At 42.9% G+C, this 23,254-nt stretch carries 15 protein-coding genes; 6 read left to right on the top strand and 9 right to left on the bottom strand.

Annotation, left to right across the window (positions count from 1 at the left end; all coding sequences use genetic code 11):
- Nucleotides 1–133: 133 nt before the first annotated feature.
- The 6 genes from eno to dgt form a co-directional block, all read right to left on the bottom strand.
- Complete coding sequence (eno, locus tag AC4IFT_RS00565) at nucleotides 134–1,435, bottom strand: phosphopyruvate hydratase (protein WP_206082943.1); 1,302 nt, start codon at nucleotides 1,433–1,435, stop codon at nucleotides 134–136.
- Nucleotides 1,436–1,500: 65 nt separating this feature from the next.
- Nucleotides 1,501–3,138 carry a glutamine hydrolyzing CTP synthase gene (pyrG, locus tag AC4IFT_RS00560; protein WP_490734591.1) on the bottom strand — a complete coding sequence of 546 codons (1,638 nt, stop codon included), beginning with the start codon at nucleotides 3,136–3,138 and terminating at the stop codon, nucleotides 1,501–1,503.
- 569 nt (nucleotides 3,139–3,707) lie between these two features.
- A complete protein-coding gene (mazG, locus tag AC4IFT_RS00555; protein ID WP_490734589.1) occupies nucleotides 3,708–4,502 on the bottom strand; it encodes a nucleoside triphosphate pyrophosphohydrolase in 795 nt (264 codons plus the stop codon).
- A 420-nt stretch (nucleotides 4,503–4,922) separates the two neighbouring features.
- Nucleotides 4,923–7,154 carry a GTP diphosphokinase gene (gene relA, locus AC4IFT_RS00550; RefSeq protein WP_490750354.1) on the bottom strand — a complete coding sequence of 744 codons (2,232 nt, stop codon included), beginning with the start codon at nucleotides 7,152–7,154 and terminating at the stop codon, nucleotides 4,923–4,925.
- 16 nt (nucleotides 7,155–7,170) lie between these two features.
- Nucleotides 7,171–8,502 carry a 23S rRNA (uracil(1939)-C(5))-methyltransferase RlmD gene (rlmD, locus tag AC4IFT_RS00545; RefSeq protein ID WP_490734585.1) on the bottom strand — a complete coding sequence of 444 codons (1,332 nt, stop codon included), beginning with the start codon at nucleotides 8,500–8,502 and terminating at the stop codon, nucleotides 7,171–7,173.
- Nucleotides 8,503–8,667: 165 nt separating this feature from the next.
- Nucleotides 8,668–10,194 (bottom strand): dGTPase, encoded by a 1,527-nt coding sequence (dgt, locus tag AC4IFT_RS00540; protein ID WP_490750353.1) that lies wholly within the window; start codon nucleotides 10,192–10,194, stop codon nucleotides 8,668–8,670.
- Nucleotides 10,195–10,440: 246 nt separating this feature from the next.
- On the opposite strand from dgt, the gene mtnN reads away from it, so the two are divergent.
- On the top strand, nucleotides 10,441–11,133 hold the full coding sequence (gene mtnN, locus AC4IFT_RS00535; RefSeq protein ID WP_490734581.1) for a 5'-methylthioadenosine/S-adenosylhomocysteine nucleosidase: 693 nt from the start codon (nucleotides 10,441–10,443) through the stop codon (nucleotides 11,131–11,133).
- A gap of 62 nt (nucleotides 11,134–11,195) precedes the next feature.
- Complete coding sequence (gene btuF / locus AC4IFT_RS00530; RefSeq protein ID WP_490734579.1) at nucleotides 11,196–12,026, top strand: vitamin B12 ABC transporter substrate-binding protein BtuF; 831 nt, start codon at nucleotides 11,196–11,198, stop codon at nucleotides 12,024–12,026.
- A gap of 341 nt (nucleotides 12,027–12,367) precedes the next feature.
- On the opposite strand, the gene erpA is transcribed toward btuF, so the two are convergent.
- Nucleotides 12,368–12,712, bottom strand: a complete 345-nt coding sequence (gene erpA / locus AC4IFT_RS00525) for an iron-sulfur cluster insertion protein ErpA (protein ID WP_154623408.1) — start codon at nucleotides 12,710–12,712, stop codon at nucleotides 12,368–12,370.
- A gap of 213 nt (nucleotides 12,713–12,925) precedes the next feature.
- Between erpA and hemL the strand changes: the two genes are divergently transcribed.
- Nucleotides 12,926–14,215 carry a glutamate-1-semialdehyde 2,1-aminomutase gene (hemL, locus tag AC4IFT_RS00520; protein WP_490734577.1) on the top strand — a complete coding sequence of 430 codons (1,290 nt, stop codon included), beginning with the start codon at nucleotides 12,926–12,928 and terminating at the stop codon, nucleotides 14,213–14,215.
- Between the two features lie 319 nt (nucleotides 14,216–14,534).
- Here hemL and mrcB read toward each other — a convergent pair whose 3' ends face one another.
- Both mrcB and hrpB read right to left on the bottom strand, forming a co-directional pair.
- Nucleotides 14,535–17,057 (bottom strand): bifunctional glycosyl transferase/transpeptidase, encoded by a 2,523-nt coding sequence (gene mrcB / locus AC4IFT_RS00515; protein WP_490734575.1) that lies wholly within the window; start codon nucleotides 17,055–17,057, stop codon nucleotides 14,535–14,537.
- A 189-nt stretch (nucleotides 17,058–17,246) separates the two neighbouring features.
- On the bottom strand, nucleotides 17,247–19,706 hold the full coding sequence (gene hrpB, locus AC4IFT_RS00510) for an ATP-dependent helicase HrpB (protein ID WP_490750352.1): 2,460 nt from the start codon (nucleotides 19,704–19,706) through the stop codon (nucleotides 17,247–17,249).
- A 100-nt stretch (nucleotides 19,707–19,806) separates the two neighbouring features.
- Here hrpB and sfsA point away from each other — a divergent pair, with 100 nt between their 5' ends.
- The 3 genes from sfsA (at nucleotide 19,807) to pcnB (ending at nucleotide 23,243) form a co-directional block, all read left to right on the top strand.
- The gene (gene sfsA, locus AC4IFT_RS00505) at nucleotides 19,807–20,517 is read left to right on the top strand and encodes a DNA/RNA nuclease SfsA (RefSeq protein WP_490750351.1); all 711 of its coding nucleotides are present in this window, start codon (nucleotides 19,807–19,809) and stop codon (nucleotides 20,515–20,517) included.
- Between the two features lie 194 nt (nucleotides 20,518–20,711).
- Entirely contained in the window at nucleotides 20,712–21,167 is a 456-nt protein-coding gene (gene dksA / locus AC4IFT_RS00500) for an RNA polymerase-binding protein DksA (RefSeq protein ID WP_004260494.1), read from the top strand.
- A 453-nt stretch (nucleotides 21,168–21,620) separates the two neighbouring features.
- On the top strand, nucleotides 21,621–23,243 hold the full coding sequence (pcnB, locus tag AC4IFT_RS00495) for a polynucleotide adenylyltransferase PcnB (RefSeq protein ID WP_490750350.1): 1,623 nt from the start codon (nucleotides 21,621–21,623) through the stop codon (nucleotides 23,241–23,243).
- The last annotated feature ends 11 nt before the right edge of the window (nucleotides 23,244–23,254 follow it).

The raw sequence follows: 23,254 nt of genomic DNA, 5'->3' as shown, positions 1-23,254 counted from the left end.
CGTTAGTTCTAATGAAAAATAAAATTTTAAGATAAACTTTTAAATAAAAAGATTAATATTTTTATTATTTATTTTATATAAAAAAACGGGAAGCTTTCGCCTCCCGTTTCAGTCAGTTTGCTAAGCAATTAAATTATGCTTGGCCTTTAACTTCTTTTAAGCCGTTGAATGGTGCGCTGTTACCCAGAGCTTCTTCGATACGGATTAATTGGTTGTATTTAGCAACACGGTCAGAACGGCTCATAGAACCCGTTTTGATTTGGCCCGCTGCAGTACCAACCGCTAAGTCAGCGATAGTTGCATCTTCAGTTTCGCCTGAACGGTGAGAGATAACAGCAGTGTAGCCAGCATCTTTCGCCATTTTAATTGCAGCCAGAGTTTCAGTTAAAGAACCGATCTGGTTGAATTTAATCAGGATAGAGTTAGCGATGCCTTTATCGATACCTTCTTTCAGGATCTTAGTGTTAGTTACAAACAGGTCGTCACCAACCAGTTGGATTTTGTCACCAAGAACTTTAGTTTGGTATGCGAAACCATCCCAGTCAGATTCATTCAGGCCATCTTCGATAGACACGATTGGGTACTGTTTAGTCAGTTCTTCTAAGTAATGGGTGAACTCTTGTGAAGTAAAGGTTTTACCTTCGCCTTTCAGTTCATAGTTACCTGTTTCTGCGTTGAAGAACTCAGATGCTGCACAGTCCATCGCTAAAGTTACGTCTTTACCTAATACATAGCCCGCTTGCTCAACCGCTTCTTTGATAGCGGCTAATGCTGCTGCGTTAGATTCTAAGTTAGGTGCATAACCACCCTCATCACCAACAGCGGTGTTCATACCTTTAGATTTCAGTACTTTCGCTAAGTGATGGAAAATTTCAGAACCCATGCGAACCGCTTCTTTCAGAGTCGGAGCGCCAACAGGTTGGATCATAAACTCTTGGATATCAACGTTGTTATCTGCGTGCTCACCACCGTTGATGATGTTCATCATTGGCAGAGGCATAGAATATTGGCCGTGAGTTCCGTTCAGGTCAGAAATATGCTCATACAGAGGCATACCTTTTGCCGCTGCTGCTGCTTTTGCGTTTGCTAAAGAAACAGCCAGAATTGCGTTCGCACCAAATTTAGATTTGTTTTCAGTGCCATCAAGGTCAATCATGATTTTATCGATGTTTGCTTGATCTTTTGCATCTTTACCGATTAAGGCTTCTGCGATTGGGCCATTAACTGCACCAACAGCTTTCAGAACACCTTTACCCAGGAAACGTGCTTTATCACCGTCACGCAGTTCCAGAGCTTCACGAGAACCTGTAGATGCACCTGATGGTGCAGCTGCTAAACCAACAAATCCACCTTCTAAGTGAACTTCAGCTTCAACAGTTGGGTTACCACGAGAGTCAATGATTTCACGGCCGATCACTTTAACAATTTTGGACATTAGGTTTTCCTCAGTACAAGTTAAATTTCGGGAAGTTGGTGCCATTGCGCCGACTTCCCCATATCTTATTTCAACTCACCTTTCTGGTACTTACCAGCGGCTTTAACAAAACCTGCAAATAACGGGTGACCATCTCTTGGGGTCGAAGTGAACTCTGGGTGGAATTGACAAGCCACAAACCAAGGGTGATTTGGGTTTTCGATAATTTCCACCAGCTTGTTATCTACTGAACGACCTGCAATTTTCAGGCCCGCATCTTCGATGCGTTTCAGTAATAAATTATTCACTTCATAACGGTGACGGTGACGTTCAACGATAGTATCAGAACCATACATATCACGAACTAAGCTGCCATTCACTAAATGACACGGCTGGCCACCAACACGCATTGTACCGCCAAGGTCGCTCTCTTCAGAACGCACTTCAACGTTACCCTCTTCATCACGCCATTCTGTAATCAGCGCAACAACTGGGAATTTACAATCTGCTTTGAATTCTGTTGAATTTGCATCTGCCATGTTGGCAACATTACGTGCAAATTCAATCAGAGCAACTTGCATACCCAAACAAATACCTAAATAAGGAATTTTGTTCTCACGTGCATATTGTGCCGTCAGAATTTTCCCTTCAACGCCGCGCTCACCAAAACCACCTGGGACTAAAATTGCGTCCAGACCTTTCAGTAATTCAACACCGCGCGTTTCGATATCTTGCGAATCGATTAACTTGATATTCACTGTTAAACGGTTTTTCAAGCCACCGTGTTTCAGTGCTTCGATAACAGATTTATATGCATCTGGTAGCTCAACGTATTTACCTACCATCCCGATGGTGACTTCACCCGCTGGATTAGCTTCTTCGTAAATAACTTGTTCCCACTCGGACAGATTCGCCTCTGGCACATCGATACGGAAACGGCTACAGATGTATTCATCCAAACCTTGGGATTTTAACAAAGCTGGGATTTTATAAATAGAATCAACGTCTTTCAGTGAGATAACTGCTTTTTCTGGCACATTACAGAATAACGCGATTTTCGCACGTTCATTTGCAGGGATCACACGGTCTGAACGACAAATTAATACATCAGGTTGAATACCAATGGACAGCAACTCTTTCACAGAATGTTGCGTTGGTTTGGTTTTCACTTCACCTGCAGCTGCAAGGTATGGCACTAAGGTTAAGTGCAAGTATAGTGTGCGTTCACGACCCACTTCCGCCGCCATTTGACGAATCGCTTCTAAGAATGGCAGAGATTCGATATCACCGACAGTTCCGCCAACTTCAACGAGAACAACATCATGACCTTCACCACCACGGATGATACGGTCTTTGATTTCATTAGTGATATGAGGGATAACTTGAATGGTAGCGCCTAAGTAGTCGCCACGGCGCTCTTTGCGCAGAACTTCAGAGTAAACACGGCCTGTCGTAAAGTTATTACGACGTGTCATTTTAGTACGGATGAAACGCTCATAATGACCCAAATCTAAGTCAGTTTCAGCGCCGTCTTCTGTAACGAAAACTTCCCCGTGTTGGGTTGGGCTCATTGTACCTGGGTCTACGTTGATGTAGGGATCCAGTTTCATAATGGTTACATTGAGTCCACGGGCTTCGAGTATAGCCGCCAACGAGGCTGCGGCAATGCCTTTACCCAGAGAGGATACGACCCCGCCGGTCACAAAAATATAGTTAGTTTTCATGCTGAACCTGAAAGTTTAGGTTTAAAAGATGATGGATATAACAGGACGGGAAAACAGTATACCCGAACCTTAATTTCGCTACAAATGTTCTAAGCATAATAAGGCTAAATTTCATCAATACTCTAATATTATCAGCAAGTTAAAAACGAAAATTATTTATCGCTTCAAAAATAGTCATCTGCGTCTGTTTTTATACATTAACACAGTTTAAAGGCAAAAGCTAAATCCTTTCAGCTCATTCTATAGCGTAAAAAATGCGATTCTGCACTAAGTTTGATTTTGAATAACTATTTACTCTATCACAAGGCATTTAACGCCCAAAAGTGCCACGTTATTCATTGTTTTTGAAGCTTTGTTTGGCGCTGTTGAATAAGGTACTTTTAGAGTAAACCAACAATATCCAAATCTTAAAACGACAAATAGTTTCAATACTTACATGTAATAGCTCTAAATAGTTCGCATTACAGCTAGGCAGCAAGAGAGAATATCTCGGGGAGCATACATAAGTATGTGACCCATGTAGCCGAACGCAGCCAACAACGCTGTAGTGCGAAATATGACGAGACATTTTATTCTTGGCTTTTAACCTGCTGCCAGAGCGCTTCCATCTCCTCAAGTGTAGCATCTTCTACAGACTTACCACTTTCAGATAAACTTTTTTCGATTTGCCTAAAACGTCGTTCAAATTTATTACAGGCTTTTTGCAGCGCAATTTCAGGCTTATGGCCTAGATGACGAGACAAATTTACCGTCGCAAACAGTAAATCCCCAATTTCCTCTTCTAGCCGGCCTTGGTCTACAACCACCTGAGTGGCTTCTTCCATAACTTCTTCAAGTTCTTCATGGACTTTCCCAACCACTGGGCCAAGCGTATCCCAGTCAAAACCAACAGAAGCGCAACGTTTTTGAATTTTATAGGCTTTCATCAAGGCAGGAAGTGAGTTGGGAATGTCATCGAGTACAGAAAATTGTGATTTTTCAGCGCGTTCTTTTGCCTTACGCTTTTCCCATCCCTCAATCACTTCAGAACTTGAAAGTTGGTTTTTCGTATCAAAGATATGAGGGTGACGATGTTCAAGTTTGTCACTAACCGCCTGACAGATATCATTGAAATCAAAGAGTGACTTTTCATTCGCCATTTGTGCATAAAAAACAACTTGGAATAATAAGTCACCCAGTTCACCTTTTAGGTCAGAAAAATCCTCACGTTCTATCGCGTCAAGTACTTCATAAGTTTCTTCAAGTGTGTAGGGGGCAATCGTTTTAAATGTTTGTACTTTGTCCCAAGGGCACCCCGTTTGCGGGTCGCGCAGCTGCGCCATAATGGATAGTAAACGTTCGATTTGGCGATTTTCCTGACTCATAGTATTACCCTTTGATTTTCTTTTGCTTCTACATTGTACCTTTATCTCAAACTTACCAGATATAAACGCTAATCAACAAATTTTTCCCAACAAATGAGAAAACAAAGAAAAAATTATTTTCAAAATATAAAAACGGTCATTTATAAAGGTACCGATTTTCAAAATAGTTTGAGTTGTAGGTAAGCGGCAAGTAGGCGAGCCCTTAGGAGCATACATTAGTATGTGACTAAGGTGAGAGCGCGCAGCCAACAACGCTGCGGCTCAAAATATGAAAATGGCGATTTATAAAAATATCGATTTTCAAAATAGTTTGTGTTGTAGGTAGGCGGCAAGATTAGCTATCTTGGGGAGCATACAGAAGTATGTGACCCAAGTAGCTAAACGCAGCCAACAACGCTGCGGCTCAAAATATGACGAAAATCACTGAGAATGACGTTTGGCCTCAATAACATCGGCTAACTGATTCAACTTCGCTAACACCCTGCCTAGCACCTCGATATTATAAATTTCTATTGTCATATCGATGGTTGCTAACTGCTGCTTAACGTCACTGCGGCTGCTAACCCCTAGTACGTTTACTTTCTCGTTAGCAAGGATTGTGGTGATATCACGCAATAATCCACTACGGTCGTTTGCAATAACCCTAACCACTAATGAATAGCCACTGGAGTAGTTTTCACCCCATACTGCATTTATCACACGTTCTGGGGCATGGCTCTGTAGCTCTGCCAGTTGCTCACAATCGACACTGTGGATTGAGATCCCTCGCCCTTTGGTGATAAAACCAACAATTTCATCTCCAGGGATAGGTTGGCAGCATCTTGCGATGTGGTGCATTAGGTTACCAACACCTTCAACAACAACACGGCCACTACTGTGAGATGGTGCTCTTGGTACGGAAGATTTACTTTCTAGCGTCTTCATCGCCGCGCGGTCTTCTTCTTCCGCAGTGGCTTTATTGAATTTGCTTTGTAAGAAATTCACTAACTGGTTAATACGAATATCACCGCCACCAATACCCGCTAATACTTCATCCAGTGAATGAACATTATAACGAGCAATAAGCAGTTTTTCCGCTTCGCGCAGGCTAATATCTAGCTGAGATAGCTCGCTATCTAAAATCTGACGTCCTGCAAGAATGTTTTTATCTCTATCTTGTTTACGGAACCAGTTTTGAATTTTTGCACGCCCGCGGCTTGTTGTGACATAACCTAAGTTTGGGTTTAACCAGTCACGGCTTGGGTTCGGGTGCTTTTGGGTGATAATTTCAATTTGATCACCCATCTGCAATTGATAGCTAAATGGCACGATCCGACCACCAATTTTTGCACCAATACACCGATGCCCTACATCGCTGTGAATATGGTAGGCAAAATCAAGTGGTGTTGACCCCGCAGGTAAATCGACCACATCACCTTTCGGTGTGAAAACATATACACGGTCATCAAATACTTGGCTACGAACTTCATCAAGCATTTCACCTGAGTCAGCCATTTCTTCTTGCCATGCGATTAATTTACGCAGCCATGCAATGCGGTTTTCGTAACTGCTTCCCTTACCAATTCCCGTTGCGCCTTCTTTATATTTCCAGTGCGCAGCTACCCCCAGTTCAGCATCCTCATGCATCTGGCGAGTGCGTATTTGAATTTCAAGCGTTTTACCGTTAGGACCTAACACGACGGTGTGAATGGATTGATAGCCATTTGGCTTCGGGTTAGCTACATAGTCATCAAACTCATCCGGAAGATGGCGAAAATGTGTATGCACAATTCCCAGCGCTGCGTAGCAGTCTTGCAAACGCTCAACCACAATACGCACAGCCCGCACATCGAACAACTCATCAAACGCCAATGATTTCTTCTTCATTTTGCGCCAGATACTGTAGATATGCTTGGGACGACCGTAAATATCAGCTTGAATGTTTTCTTTTAACATATGTTTACGCAATGTACTGACGAAGTTATCGATATAATCTTCACGGTCAATACGGCGTTCATGGAGCAACTTAGCAATTTTTTTGTATTCATCTGGGTGCAAATAACGGAAACAGAAATCCTCTAATTCCCATTTTAATTGCCCAATTCCTAAGCGGTTCGCTAGCGGTGCATAAATATTGGAGCATTCTTTTGCGGCTAATACACGTTCATCTTCCGTAGCATCTTTGACTTCACGTAAATGCGCAATACGTTCTGCTAACTTAATGACAACACAGCGAAAGTCCTCCACCATCGACAATAACATGCGGCGGATATTATCAACTTGGACAGAGCTAGTTTCACTTGATTGTGTCGCTTTTAATTGGCGAATGGCATCCATTTCAAGCACGCCTTTAACCAATTCGTGAATCGAATTCCCGAACTCATCAATGACTTCTTGCTCTTCCAGTTTGCCTTCTTCAACTAACGGAAATAATAATGCGGCTTGTAAGCTGCCGATATCCATGCTGAGCGTGGATAAGATTTCGGTCATCTCGATGCCACGCCATAGCAATAACGGCCCAATTTCTTGGCCTGCTAATTTATCGTGACAAAACTGCCAGGTATGGATGAGCTTTTCTTCTGATTGTTTATTGCTCAAACCCAGACCGCCTACCCATTTTTCCGGGGCAAACTCACCTGCTGGGGTAAGATGTGCGCTTCTTACTGCAACCATATATTCTCCCTACCTGTTAATGCTCTGGTCGACGGATAAATAGTGCCATTGATTCTAAATGGCTAGTGTGCGGAAACATGTCTAACATCCGCAAATGTAATAATTGATACCCTGCATCAAGCAAAACTTTACTGTCCCTTGCTAATGTCGTTGGGTTACAAGAAACATAGACAATTTTTTCGGGCATCAGTTTAATTAAATGTTCCATCACGCCCGCCGCCCCTGCCCGGGCAGGGTCTAATAACACTTTATTGAACCCTTGAGCTGCCCACGGTTGTGTATGAATTTCGGCTTCTAGGTTCTCATTATAGAAGGTCGCATTGGAAATAGTATTGAGCTGAGCGTTGTTTCGTGCCTGTTCGACTAAATTTTCGACACCTTCAACCCCGACAACCGATTTCGCTAATCGCGCTATTGGTAGCGTAAAGTTACCCATTCCGCAAAAAAGGTCTAATACCCTGTCTTCACGTGTTAGATCTAACCATTCTAACGCCTGTGCCACCATCAATTGGTTCACTTGCCCGTTCACTTGGATAAAATTTAATGGGTTAAACTTAAGCACTTCACCCGCAACTTGATATTCAGGCATTGGAGAGTTCCCCGTCAAAGCCTCTAATGCGTTCTCATTCCCTGCCAACCAAACAGACACGCCATATTCACATTCAAAATCATGGAGTTTTTGTTTATCTGCATGAGAAAAAGGCACTAAATGACGTATCATGATGATATTGGTGTTATCACCATGAATAAGCTCAACATGGCCTAATTTTGGTTTAATGCTCAGTTGGTTAAGGCATTCAGAAAGCGGCTTAAGTAAAGCATCCAGCTCTGGGGTTAATACAGGGCAATTTTTAATATCAACGAGTGTATTTGATTGTGTTTGTCGAAATCCCATAACCAGCCGTTGATTTTTAGGCTGGTATTGCAGGCCTAAACGCGCACGACGTCGATAACCATAAGACTCACCACTCATTACAGGAGCTGCGCTTTTATCAACTCCAGTTTCCCTCATCATTAAATATTGTAAAGCTTCTGCCTTACTTTTTCTTTGTAATTCAATATCAATATGCTGCTGTTGGCAGCCACCACATTGATTAAAATAACGACATTGGGGTTTTACCCGCTGTGGACTTGTTGATAAACGTTTAACCACTTTCGCTTTTGCAAAGCTACGTTTATCTTCCGTTAACTCAATTTGGGCTTCTTCCCCAGGCAATAAATCCGCAACAAAAATTGTTTTGCCATCAAGGCGTGCAATACCTTGTCCAGCGGCATCTAAGCTATCAGCAATAACCGTAAGTTGACGGCGTGGAGTGGTGCGGCGGTTCGGAGAGTAAAATTGAGCCATAAGTCATCACAACGAAGTATTAGTTACAAAAAAGGGTCCTTGTTTGCTTCCATTTCAAGCATTTTTGATGCATGAAGACGGAAAAACAGACATGTATAGTATACCTGTTTTTCCTTTTATTTTATTGCCTACTTTGCGACTTTATTGCTTAGCGAATTAATATTATTAATTACTCACCATAAATTTTCGATATTCTTCATAGGCATAATGATCTGTCATCCCACTAATATAGTCTTGGATCAAACGAGCTCGGTAATAAAACTCAAGAATAGATTTATCCGATTCATTCGTTGCAGACACTTTCTCAAGCGCCTCATTGTAGGATAATCGGTGCTTGTTGGATAACTTATGGAATAGCCGTGTTTCAATAAAAAAGTGTTTGTGGTAGTTTTTTTCGACTAAATCCGCAAAGTCAGTCCGGCTCATCATCAATAATGGGCTATAAAAATCGAGTAGCCCACTGATAATTTTATAACCTTGTAACTCTAACTGTTCGACTTCGTGATGATTAAACACATGTTTAAAAGCAACGGTTTTCAACACTTTCAGTAAGCGATGCTCGGGGCTTTTATCCTCTAATAGCGCGCTATTAAAATTACCATGGTAGATCTCTGGAAGGTTTTTAATAAACCGTTGAGCGCTATAGTGCGCTAACTTACCCGTAATATTGACGCGTAAATACATAAAAAACTGGTCTTGCTGAATACGCCTAGTGTGATTATCACTAATATTGTTATAAGCACGCATAATGGTTTGGTCGAATAAATCATTCGGCTCAACTTCGCCCCACTCTGCACGTAAATAATCGATCAGTTGCTCAACGGTAAATATCCCTTTCTCTGCAGCATCATCCAAATCGGCAATACAATAAGATATATCATCAGCCGCCTCCATAATGTACGAAAGTGGAAAGCGACAGTATTTCTCCATATCGAGTTTTTTGGTGAGTTCGCTTACAAAATCCGCTTCAGACCAGTAATATCCTGGTTTTTTCATCAAATAATCAAATTCTGCGGGAATGGGTTCTAAATCATAAGCGCCACGCGTATATTTCAAGATGGCACCAATTTGTGCATAGGTTAGGTTAAGTTTCAGCAAGCGGTGAGCCATGCGCAAACCTTGCGCATTCCCTTCGAATGAACATAAATCTTGTTTTAATTGGCGGCGAAAAAGGTCTTGTTTCTCATTCCCCGTTAATTGCAGTGCCTGAATTTGGCAAGGATCAGGCAAGTCTGGTGAATAAACGTAATCAGGAAAAAGTAACTTACTAAACCAACGCTGAATAGCGGCTTCGCCAAAGTGGCCGAAAGGTGGATTGCCGATATCGTGCATCAAGCAAGACATTTCCACTAGGCTTTCAAAAGCATCACAACGCTCATCTAACCCATAGGTTTCTAACAATTTTTTCTTTTTCAGCTCACCAAGCACCGTTTTACTGATGTAGCGCCCAACCTGCTGAACTTCAAGTGAATGCGTTAACCGGCTGCGCACTGCTGCATTTTGTTCTAATGGAAAAACCTGTGTTTTTTGTTGTAAACGGCGGATAGCAGCGGAGTTAATAATGCGCCCACGGTCACTTTCAAATAAGCGGTTTACAGCGTCTTCATCCTGCGGTGAGACTTTCTGGTTTTTAGCGCTGCTCATGTAGTTACGTTGAAAACTCAGTTTCTTTAGAAAATTAATCTCACCCACGCTGCCACCTTCCCTATCTCGATTGATGCTTCATTATATAGCCTAAATACAGGAAAAATACTTCCCGACTTGCCTTTCAATGTTACACTTCGTGCATCTTTGTAATTTCGTTGTCAAAATTCGAGTTGTTGCAAAAAAATTTGCGAACCCGCTCGAAGAATACAGCACTAACACAATAAAACATTATCTTCCCTAGTCAAAATATTGACACTAATCGTACACATTAAGCAGGGAAAAGGAGACAAAATGAAAGTTGGGATCATTGGTGCGATGGAGCAAGAAGTTGCCATTTTGCGCTCACAAATTGAAAACTGCCAAACCATTAGCCGTGCAGGCTGTGAAATTTATACAGGTAAAATTAATGGTGTTGATGTTGCCCTATTAAAATCAGGTATTGGTAAAGTTGCTGCTGCAATTGGTACAACCTTATTATTAGAACACTGCCAGCCTGATGTAGTGATTAACACAGGTTCCGCAGGCGGGTTGGATCCACGCTTAAATGTGGGTGATATCGTCGTTTCTACCGAAGTACGTTATCACGATGCCGATGTCACCGCATTTGGCTATGAACCGGGTCAGATGGCACAATGCCCACCTGCATTTGTTGCCGATAGCAAACTGATTGATGTTGCTGAGCAGTGCATTCAGTTACTCGACATGAATGCAGTTCGTGGTTTAGTGTGCAGTGGCGATGCTTTTATTAATGGCGCAGAGCCGTTGGCACGTATTAAAGCCACTTTCCCGCAAGTAGCTGCCGTTGAAATGGAAGCCACTGCGATTGGCCAAGTTTGTCATCAATTCGGTGTACCATTTGTCGTAGTTCGCGCGATTTCAGATGTTGCTGATAAAGAATCGCACACCAGTTTTGACGAATTTCTTCCCGTTGCTGCCCGCCAATCTTCACTGATGATTAATGCAATTTTAGCTAAGCTGGCTTAAGTTCAACAAAAAAGGCATAACTGTTTGTCAGGCATGCCTTTTATTTCAATATGATGATAGCGATGAAAAAATTAACCGTCTATTTATCTCAACTTATTGCTTTATTACTGGCTTGTTTTATCTCATTTTCTGCTTTGTCAGAGCCAAAGCAGCGTGTAATTAGCCTATCCCCTGCAAATACAGAGCTCGCCTATGCCGCTGGTTTAGGTGATAACTTGATTGCGGTCAGTGCTTATTCAGATTACCCCGAGCAGGCAAAAATATTAGAACAAGTTTCTGATTGGCAAGGGGTTAATGTCGAACGTATTATCGCGCTTAAACCTGACTTGATTTTGGCATGGCGAGGGGGAAACCCACAGCGGCCACTTGATCAGCTAGCGTCCTTTGGTATTCCCATTGTCTATTTTGACCCACAAACCATTGATGATGTCATTGATGCAGTCAATGAATTATCCCAATATAGCCCTAAACCTGAGCTGGCTCAGCAAAATGTTGATGCTATGCGAGCAAAACTAACACCTTATCAAAACCAAAAAAAATCAGGCCTTAAAACCCAAAAAGTATTTATCCAACTGGGAACTCAGCCTTTATTCAGCGCAGGTAACCATACCTTGCAAAATGATGTTGTGACATTTTGTGGAGGGGAAAATATTTTTGCTAACAGCGCTGTACAATGGCCACAAGTTAGTCGTGAGCAAGTGCTCACACGCAATCCTAATGTGATTGTAATGACGGGCTCAGCTGAACAGGAAAAAGTCGTCAGGGATTTTTGGCATTCACAATTGGATGTGCCAATCATTCGTTTAAATGAAGACTGGTTCCACCGCGCAGGCCCACGAATTATCGACGCCACCGAGCAACTCTGCGGGCAGCTAAATACCTTATCCTATTGATAAGTAATAATTAAAAATTACGAGTTACAAAAATTTTCTAAATAGTTTGTGTTGTGGCACGGCGGCGAATGAAGATATCTCGGGAAGCATACACAAGTATGTGACTAGGGTGAAAAGAGCGTAAAGCTAACAACTACGCGAACAGCTAAACGATTTATCCAATTAAGAATTACGAATTACGAATTACGAATTACAGGAATTTTCTAAATAGTTCGCGTTGTGGCAAGGCGGCGAATGAAGATATCTCGAGGAGCATACATAAGTATGTGACCCGAGTAGCTGAATGAAGCCAACGCCGCCACAGCGCGAAATATGACGAAAATTACGAAATATGACGAAAATTAGACGCTAAAAGACGAACCACACCCACACGTAGACTTAGCATTTGGATTCGTAACAATAAAACGAGAACCCTCTAAACCTTCGGTATAGTCAACACTTCCGCCTACTAAATATTGCAGGCTCATAGGATCAACGACCAGTGCAACGCCTTGTTTCTCAATCGTCATATCACCATCATTGATTTGATCATCGAAGGTGAAACCATACTGGAAACCGCTACATCCGCCACCGGTGATATATACACGCAGACGCAGATTTGGGTTGTCCTCATCAGAGACTAAATCTTTAACTTTAATTGCTGCCGCATCAGTAAATTGCAATGGCAGAGCTGCATCATCACTCATTTTTTACTCCAAACCGGTGACCGGTAAATTCATGCGTGGGCTAAAACCCACTCAGATCAATTAACCTAATTATCCGCCACTTGACTAAATCGTTCAAGTGTTGTTACACAATTAGACACATTGTGCATATCTTGATAGCAACATTTGGTTTAATTGATGTGGTGCTTTAGAATGGTAGCAAATTTTTATTTCGCCCTTTTTTGGAGCCCTGCCATGTCGCAATCTGAAATTCTGTATGAGCAAGCAAAACAACAAATTCCCGGCGGTGTAAACTCGCCTGTTCGCGCCTTTAACGGTGTCGGTGGCACGCCTTTATTTATCGAAAAAGCAGATGGCGCTTATATTTATGATGTTGATGGTAAAGCGTATGTCGATTACGTTGGCTCATGGGGACCAATGGTTTTAGGCCATAATCACCCAGAAATTCGTGATGCTGTCATTAAAGCTGTCCATAAAGGGTTGAGTTTCGGCGCCCCAACCGCTGCCGAAGTTGAAATGGCTGAATTAGTTTGTGAACTGGTTCCTTCTATGGACTTAGTACGCATGGTGAACTCGGGTACTGAAGCCACCATGAGTGCCATTCGCCTAGCGCGTGGCTATACGGGCCGCGATAAAATCATCAAATTCGAAGGCTGCTACCATGGCCACGCAGATTGCTTATTAGTCAAAGCAGGTTCTGGCGCACTGACTATGGGTGAACCAAACTCACCGGGTGTACCAGAAGATTTTGTCAAACACACGCTAACTTGCACCTACAATGATCTTGCATCTGTACGCCAAGCATTTGAAAACTATCCTGAAGATATCGCTTGTGTCATCGTAGAACCTGTTGCTGGGAACATGAACTGTGTACCACCAACCGCTGAATTTCTACCGGGCCTACGTGCGCTATGTGATGAGTTCAACGCTGTCCTAATCATTGATGAAGTGATGACAGGCTTTCGTGTTGCATTAGGTGGCGCACAAGATTACTACGGTGTTGAGCCAGATTTGACCTGCTTAGGTAAAATTATTGGTGGTGGTATGCCTGTGGGTGCATTTGGCGGCCGTCTTGAAATCATGGAAAAATTAGCGCCTATCGGCCCTGTTTACCAAGCAGGTACCTTATCAGGTAACCCTGTTGCGATGGCCGCAGGCCTTGCTTGCTTAAAAGAAGTGTCTCAGCCGGGGGTTCATTCACGTTTAAATGAGTTAACCGAAAAATTAGCACGCGGGTTAAAACGTGTTTCCCAAGAGCAAGGTATTCCGATGGTTATTAACCATGTCGGCGGTATGTTTGGTCTTTTCTTCACTGATGCGCCAACAGTAACTTGCTACCAAGACGTGATGAAATGTGATGTGGAACGCTTCAAAAAATTCTTCCATTATATGTTAGAACAAGGTATTTACCTCGCACCATCTGCCTTTGAAGCAGGTTTTATGTCTATCGCACACAGCGATGAAGATATTGAGAAAACCATCAAAGCTGCAGAAACAGCACTGGCAAAGATTAAAGCAAACTAATTCGTATTAAAAACAAAGAGGTGAAGCAATTTCGCTTCACCTCTCTCTTACCTATCAGTATTCCCCGCTAACTCACCCAATTAGGTTATTAAATCTAGAACAGATCATCTTTATTAGTTATTTAAATAGCTTGAACTGTAACTAGTCTAGATACATGAACAATGAAGAGAATCAGAAAACTAAATATACCGTTAATTCTCTAAATAGTTCGAGTTGTGGCAAGGCGGCAAGTGAAACTATCTCGGGGAGCATACACTAGTATGTGACCCGAGTAGTTGAATGTAGCCAACACCGCCACAGCTCGAAATATGACGAGAATTTATGGGTTATCGCCAAACATATCTTTTACCCAATCTGGCGCATCACTTTTTTGCTCGTCATTATTGCCATTTAAATTCCACTCAGGTGCTTGATTTTCTGAGCCTTGGCACAAGCTTTCTGGGTTATCTGTCCAAATCGGTAACATTCTACCGCCACCAAAGTTTGAACAACTTAACTGCCCATCTGCCGTAACTTGCATATCAACAATGCCTTCCGGTGCACGGTTAATCAGCGCTAAAGGTGCTTGGTTATCAAGGTAGCGTTGGTAGACTTTCAAAGCCCCTGTCGCCCCTGTTAACTGTGTTGGACCATTGTTATCACGCCCAACCCAGACGATTGCCACTTCTTTACCATCAATACCCGCATACCAGCTATCACGCAAATCATTGGTTGTCCCCGTCTTACCCGCCAAATTGTACTTACCGTATTTGGATAATAAAACGCGCCCTGTGCCTTGATTCACCACTTGCTGCATACCATAAAGTGTTAAATAAGCAGCTTGCGAAGGCACAGCACGCTCTGCGGATGGGTAGCTTTGGTAAATTTCGTTACCATCACCATCAATAACAGAACGTAAGGAGGATAATTTCGCCCGATTCCCTTCGCCACCAATGGTTTGGTATACCTGAGCCACTTCCGCTGGTGTTAAGTTAACGGCACCCAATAACATTGCAGGGACTTTTTCCATCGCTGCGGCAGGTGCCCCTAAACGAACAAAGGTATTAAACACTTGGTCGAGACCAACATCTAACCCTAAGTTTACTGTTGGGATATTTTGCGATTTAGCTAATGCATCAACCAGCATCATACGGCCATTGAAGTTACGGCTGTAGTTTCTTGGGCTCCAATTTTGATTGCCAACTTTAACCGTCAGCGGCTCATCTTTTAACCACGTATTCAAACGGTAACGGTCCGGTTCACTCAATGCGGCAAGGTACACAGGCGGTTTTGCTAATGAACCAATGCTGCGGCGTGCGTTCAATGCACGGTTAAAACCGGAGAACTGAGGTTGAGAACCACCAACCATGGCACGAACTTCGCCATTAATGCGGTCAACCACCACCATAGCACCTTCAATGTCATCTAATTTACGGGTTTTGCGTAAATCTGCGACACCATTTTCCACGGCATTTTCTGCCGCAGTTTGTGCAACGGGGTCTAAGGTTGTGAAAATTTTCGCGCCTGATAGTTCTTTGACTTTATCACCCAATTTTTCATTGAGTTCTAACCGTACCATCTGCATAAAGGCAGGTTGAGAAGCCACCAGCCCTTCTTTGTTTTTCACACCTAGCGGCCTTGCACTAAGGACTTGGTACATTTCTTGGTCAATCACACCGCGTGTTTCAAGGATTTTTAACACGATATTACGGCGCTTAATGGCATTTTGCGGTTTCGTCCAAGGGTTATACGTTGACGCCCCTTGCACCATGCCCACTAACAATGCTTGCTGATCAAAACTCAGCTCATTAATTGGACGACCAAAATAATATAAACTCGCTAATGGGAAACCACGAATTTCGTCATTACCGTTTTGGCCAAGGAAAACTTCGTTTAAATACAGTTCTAAAATACGCTCTTTACCGTAGTTATAGTCCAACAAAATCGCCATGTAGGCTTCATTGGCTTTACGTTTCAGGGTGCGCTCATTGGTTAAAAATAGGTTTTTGACCAATTGCTGTGTCAGGGTACTTCCCCCTTGAACAGAACGCCCTGCGGTTAAGTTAGCGACAACAGCACGGCCGATAGAGTACAAACTGACGCCATCGTGCTCGTAAAAGTTCCTATCTTCGGTTTCAAGTAAGATTTTCACCAATGATTCAGGGAAATCAGCGAGTGGCAAAACTAAGCGCTGCTCGTTATTTGCTGATTGCATCATGGTGATAAGTTTTGGATCTAAACGGAAAAAGCCAAATGAGCGGCCATTTTCCATATTTTCAATCTTACTTAATGAATTGTTTTCAAACACCATACGCGCCAAAATCTGCCCTTCTTTTTGGTCAGGGAAGTTAAATGGACGGCGTAAAATTTCGATGGTATTGCCACGCACAACAAACTCACCCGATGTGGTGATTTTGCTGACTTTGCGATATTGCATGCCTTCAAGCAAGCGTGTCATTTCTGCTTGGCTGTAATCCATCCCCGGCTCAAGGTTGACCATGCGGCCGTATACCGCAGCGGGGAGATCCCAGACCTTACCATCGAGGCGTTCTTTAATTTGTTGATTTAAATAAAAACCATACGCAGCCAATAGCACTGCAAATACAATCATCAGTTTGACAAGTAGCCAGAACCAACGCCATTTGCTTTTTACTTTGCGTGTTTTTTTATTTTTTGAGCCTTTTTTAGCCATGTGCTCTTCTTCATCTTCATCGTCAAGATATTGTTCTTCAATATCATCATCTTGGTATAAATCTTCATCATCATAATCATCGCGGTCTCTACGGCGGCGTGATGAAGATTGTTTTTTGTCAGCCGTTTTTTTATTACGTCGGCCGATTGGTTCAAAATCTTTACCGGACATGGTCGCTCCATATCACCTTACAAAATCACTTAACAACTTAATTATTCACTAATTGCTTAACGCGTAGTGGTTAATTTTGGCCCATAACCCTTGAGATTTCACCAAAGAAAGCTCTTAATTACATTTCCTTACTCTGACTCGCCCATTTAAGCCAGTTTTGGAAACCCGCTATTAGAGCATAAAAATCGGTTATTTCGTACTCATCATCGCTTTTTTTGTTTGCCTTGTGGGTGCCGTATTAGCAGGGTCATCGGGCCACAAGTGCTTTGGATAACGCCCTTTCATCTCTTTTTGGATCTCTTTGTAGCTACCTTGCCAAAAAGCACCAAGGTCTTGCGTAATTTGCAGTGGTCGCATGGCAGGCGATAACAAAGACACGGTTAACGTCAGTTTTCCCTGAGCAACAGTCGGGTTCGTTTTTTCACCGTACATTTCCTGCATGCGAATTTCAATAAAGGGAGGCTTGTCTAAAGCGTAGTGAATACTCACATCGTGGGAAGATGGTGCGTGATAGGTATCAGGGAACAGACTCTGTAACCATTGTTGTTGCTGCCAATCCAAACGGTTGATTAATAACTTAGCCAAATCAATTTGTTGCAACTTTTGCTTGTTTGTCACGCCATCCAGATAGGGTTCTAACCATTCTCCCAAAGAATCCAATAGGGCATTTTCATCAAAATCAGGGAAATCGACTTCAGGAAACAACTGCTTTGCCAATGTGCAACGAATGCACAGTTGCAGTGCATCTTCCTGCCAATTTAGCTGTTGTAACCCATTTTGCTTTAACCAGTAAACCAATGCTTGGCGAATTTCTGTTTTATCTGGATTTGAGAGCCGCTCTGATTTCACCACCAATTGCCCACATTGTAAGCGCCTCCATGCTAGCAAAGTGCCTTTTTGCTCATCCCATTCAACGGTTTCTTGTGTGCTAAATAAAAAAGGGCAATCTGCTTGTAACCTTTCAATTTGAATAGGATAGGCTAATGAGACTCTCGCATCCGCTGAGTTTTCAGGCTGCCAGAGAGAGACAACCATTAGCCAAGGCGTGCCAATTAGCGGATCCGATTCAGTCAGGGATGCCCCCAGCCCGCTGGCGAGTTGGTAGCGCAGTTGGTTATCACGCGATTTGGCGATGCGGTCTGGGAAAGCCGCGGCTAATAATGTTGGTAACCACTCACTTATCAATTCTGATTGCAGCCCAATTTTATTTGATACTTTTTGTTCACTCAGCACTGATGCTCGCTTGCACCAATTGTCTGTCGGCCTTTCAATGAAGCTGCGTAAGTCGCACCCCCCATTACGTGGAGGTTCTTCAATGATTGCCGTGAGCAATGCGGCGAGCTGAATCACATTTTTATTTTGGCTTTCTTGCGCTTTACAGAGCATCGCGGCAGTTCGCACCTCGCTACCGAAAGCTGCCATCTTTTGCCCCAAGACTGTTAACTTACCTTGGTTATCAACCGCGCCTAATTTCGTTAATAAATCCTTCGCAGCGGCAATAGCAGGTTGTGGCGGTGGCGATAACCAACTTAGTTGTGCCGTATCATGGCATCCCCATTGCAATAAGGAGAGCCATAACCCACTGAGATCGCTTTGGTTAATTTCTGCTTCACTAAACTGCGCAGCACGCTCGGCTTGTTCTTCACTAAATAAGTGCCAGCAAATACCCGCCTCCAAACGACCTGCCCGCCCAGCTCGCTGAGCCATTGAGGCTTGGCTAATCCGCTGTTTGACCAGTTTAGTTAGCCCTGAACGCGGGTTAAACTGCCCAACACGCTCAAAGCCGCTATCGACCACTAAACGAATACCTTCGATGGTTAAACTGGTTTCGGCAATATTGGTTGCCAGCACCACTTTGCGCTTTCCTTCGGGAGCAACTTGAATAGCTTGTTGCTGTGCCTGTAGTGAAAGAGCGCCATATAGAGGGCACAAAAGTATGTCCTCACTTACCATGGAGGAGAGCTCTAGTCTCACTTTCTCTATTTCCCCCACCCCAGGCAGGAATAAAAGTAATGAACCTGATTGTTGTTGCAGTAATTGCCATGCCAGTGAGGCAACTTCTTTATGGAATAACTTATTAGGGTTAATTGGATGGTACTCACGCACAACAGGGAAAGTTCGTCCTTGAGAGGTGATGACTGGCGCTTCAGGAAATAGCTGCGTGAGCCCTTCGTTATCCAATGTTGCAGACATCAATAAGATACGTAAGTCATCTCGCAGTGCCTGTTGGCTATCTAATAATAGTGCAAGGCCAAGGTCAGCCTGTAAATTTCGCTCGTGAAATTCATCTAAAATAACCAACCCAACGCCTTCGAGCATCGGGTCATTTTGTAACTGCCGCGCAAGTACCCCTTCAGTCACCACTTCGAGACGCGTATGGCGGCTAACTTTAGTTTCTGAGCGCATGCGTAACCCAATCGTGTTACCGACCTCTTCCCCAAGTTGCTGCGCAAGGCGAGCGGCAACCGAGCGCGCAGCAAGGCGGCGCGGCTCCAACATGATAATTCGCCCATCAATCACATCGCTTCTTAATATCTCAAGAGGTAAAACGGTTGATTTACCCGCACCTGTAGGTGCATGCAACAAAACTTGTGGGGACGATTTTAAGGCGGCCAATAACGATTCACTGACTTCTAATATGGGTAACACGAAAGTAACCACTCCCTGCATTTAACTTTTGCTATCAGACATTGTAGCATTAGCCACTTTCATCAGTCAGCTTATCACTGGTTAGCAGCACGGAGACCTTATGGAATTTCATCCCCCTTTACAGCCCGCCATCTTAATTAAGCGTTACAAACGGTTTTTAGCGGATGTCACCCTGCCAAATGGTGAAGAGATAACAATTCACTGCGCCAATACGGGTGCGATGACGGGGTGTGCAACTCCCGGTGATACAGTTTGGTATTCCACATCTGACAATACAAAACGCAAATACCCCCACAGTTGGGAGTTAACCCAAACGGCGAGAGGGCACTTTATTTGCATTAATACCCTGAGAGCGAACCAGTTAGTTGCTGAAGCTTTGACCAAAAAATGCATTCCAGAATTATCCGAATACAGTGAAATAAAACCTGAAGTGAAATATGGGGCAGAAAATAGCCGTATTGACTTTTTTCTTTCTCATAATGAGTTACCAGACTGCTTTATTGAAGTAAAATCAGTGACTTTACTGGATGATAATCAGGGTTTCTTTCCTGATGCTGTCACACTCCGAGGACAAAAACACCTCAGGGAGCTAATGCACATTGCGAAAGAAGGAAAAAGAGCCATACTATTGTTTGTTGCTTTACATACAGGTATTCACGTAGCATCAGCAGCTGCACATATTGATAAGAAATATGCGCAATTATTAGAGGAAGCAAGGCAAAGTGGAGTTGAAGTACTTTGTTATCAGGCAGATATAACCGTTCAACAAATGTCGTTAAGTAAACAGATTAGTTTTACATCTATTAAATAATATTTTTTTAGTAGATTTTTATACGAGGCCGCTGAGTTCTGGGCGCTAAAAGGGAATAAACACGCTCGCCCTCACAGCATTACAAAACTCATTGCATGAACGATTGCCAAGAGAGCTCTCTTCTGCTATTTATAGCGACCTTAAATTTTCCCCCTTGGGGTTTTTGTAAAATTTGCGTGTGTAGGAGAAGCATTATGCAAGAAGGGCAAAAACGTAAGACATCGTCCTTAAGCATTCTCGCCATTGCTGGGGTTGAGCCCTATCATGAAAAAGCTGGCGAAGAGTACATGAACGAAGCCCAATTGGCGCATTTTAAGCTCATTCTCGAAGCATGGCGCAATCAACTCAGAGATGAAGTGGACCGGACTGTTACTCATATGCAAGATGAGGCAGCTAACTTTCCAGACCCCGTTGATAGAGCCGCTCAGGAAGAAGAATTCAGCCTTGAATTACGTAACCGGGATCGTGAACGTAAATTGATTAAGAAAATCGAGAAAACGCTGAAAAAAGTTGAAGATGACGACTTTGGCTATTGTGAATCTTGTGGTGTAGAAATTGGTATCCGCCGTTTGGAAGCCCGTCCTACCGCTGATTTATGTATCGACTGTAAAACGTTAGCTGAAATTCGCGAAAAGCAAATGGCAGGCTAATTGCTCAGATGGAGTCCTGAACGGCGCATATCACGTGCGCCGTTATAAGGGTTACACTCCGCAAAAATCTCTCCGATGTTAATTCCTCCTATAAGTAATCTTTATTAATCACTTATTTTTGCTATCATTTTTGATAAAATTAATGGTAAGCAAACAAAGGTACGGTTAGGCATTCAATAAAAACACAGCTTTTCAGTAAATTTTTTTATCGGATTTTATTGTGCATTTTTCAGATCATAATTTAAATAAAGCACAATATCATTGCGTGAAAACCCTTTAATATAAGGCATTCCAAGCCATAGTTCGCGAGATTTGGAACGTTATTTTTTATTTTTCGAATGATTTTTATTGATAAAAAAAATGATTAGAGGTGACTTTTATTCGTTTAACCATTCTCAAAGAAACTTCAGTGAGCTATGATTAGCCGCTTATTTTGTTTATTGAATATTGGTAATGACATCGAGGTGTACTATTTTTAACCGAGTAGCAAATTTCTGCCGTAACATTTTATCTCGCAATACAACTGCGCCGAATGGTGAAGATGCGTTGCAGCATGCGCATACTCAGCGAGATACCACGGCAGCCGGTAAAAGGCCAGTCACTCACTCCGACACGGTGCAAACATCACCTAACACTCGGAATTCTAAACAAACGCCAAGAACAGCGCCTATTAAAAAAACGGTTCGTCAATCTCAACGTGCCGATTCTACACCTGAGAAACACCCGACAATGACAACCGAAAATAACGAAAACATTACTGTTATTCCGCGTTCTGAACACCCAATTTCTCGTAGTGACATCAGCGACAATGCGCTGAAAGTCCTCTACCGCTTAAATAAAAGTGGCTACGAAGCCTATTTAGTTGGCGGTGGTGTCCGTGATTTACTCTTAGGTCAAAAACCTAAAGACTTTGATATCACGACAAACGCGACACCAGAGCAAATTCGTAAGCTATTTCGCAACTGCCGCCTTGTTGGCCGTCGATTCCGTTTAGCGCACATCATGTTTGGCCCTGAAATCATTGAAGTTGCCACGTTCCGTGGTCACCATGACCAAAATGCCTCTGACGATAAAAACCTATCTGCACAAGCACAAAATGGCATGCTGCTACGCGATAACATCTTCGGCTCCATTGAAGAAGATGCGATCCGCCGCGACTTTACGGTTAACAGTTTGTATTACAACATTGATGATTTTACTTTGCGTGACTACGTCAATGGCTTGGCCGATCTTAAAGCAGGTATTATTCGTCTGATTGGCGATCCTGAGACTCGTTATCGTGAAGACCCAGTTAGAATGCTAAGGGCTGTACGCTTTGCGTGTAAGCTGGATATGACTATCGAGCCAAAAACAGCCGATCCTATCTACCAACTTGCACCTTTGCTTCGGGAAATACCTTCCGCTAGGTTATTTGAAGAGTCTCTAAAACTGCTGCAAGCAGGTCAAGGTTATTCAACGTATAAAATGCTCAAAAAATTTGGCTTGTTTGAGCAATTATTCCCTGTTGTTGCGAGCCGTTTCAGTGAAAATGGCGATTCGCCAATGGAAAAAATCATTGAGCAAGTACTCAAAAATACTGACTTTAGGCTTAAAAATGATAAGCGTGTAAACCCTGCATTTTTATTTGCTGCTATGTTATGGTATCCCGTCACTGAGCACGCTGAGAAGCTGTCTCAAGAAGGTGGGCTTGCCTATTATGATGCTTTCGCTCTTGCCATGAATGATATTTTAGATGAGCAATGCCGTTCAATTGCTATCCCTAAACGTATTACCACGACAATGCGCGATATTTGGTTATTACAATTACGTTTACCGCGCCGTCAAGGTCGCCGTGCCAATAAATTAATGGAGCACCCAAAATTCCGTGCAGCCTTTGATTTATTAGAGCTTAGAGCCAATGTCGAACATCGAAATGAACTTCAAGAGTTGGCATTATGGTGGGCGGATTTTCAGCAAGCCAACAACATTAAACAGCGTGAGATGATTTCAGAGTTAGGTAATGCGCCGACTCGTCGCCGTCCTCGCCCACAACGTTCCTCTCATTCTGGGGCGCGTAAACCGAATAAGTCGTCATAAATAGAGAGTGC

The organism is Providencia sp. UF-183 (assembly GCF_058246155.1).
The sequence above is the reverse complement of the archived record's forward strand: the minus strand, read 5'-3'. Positions and strand labels throughout refer to the sequence as shown.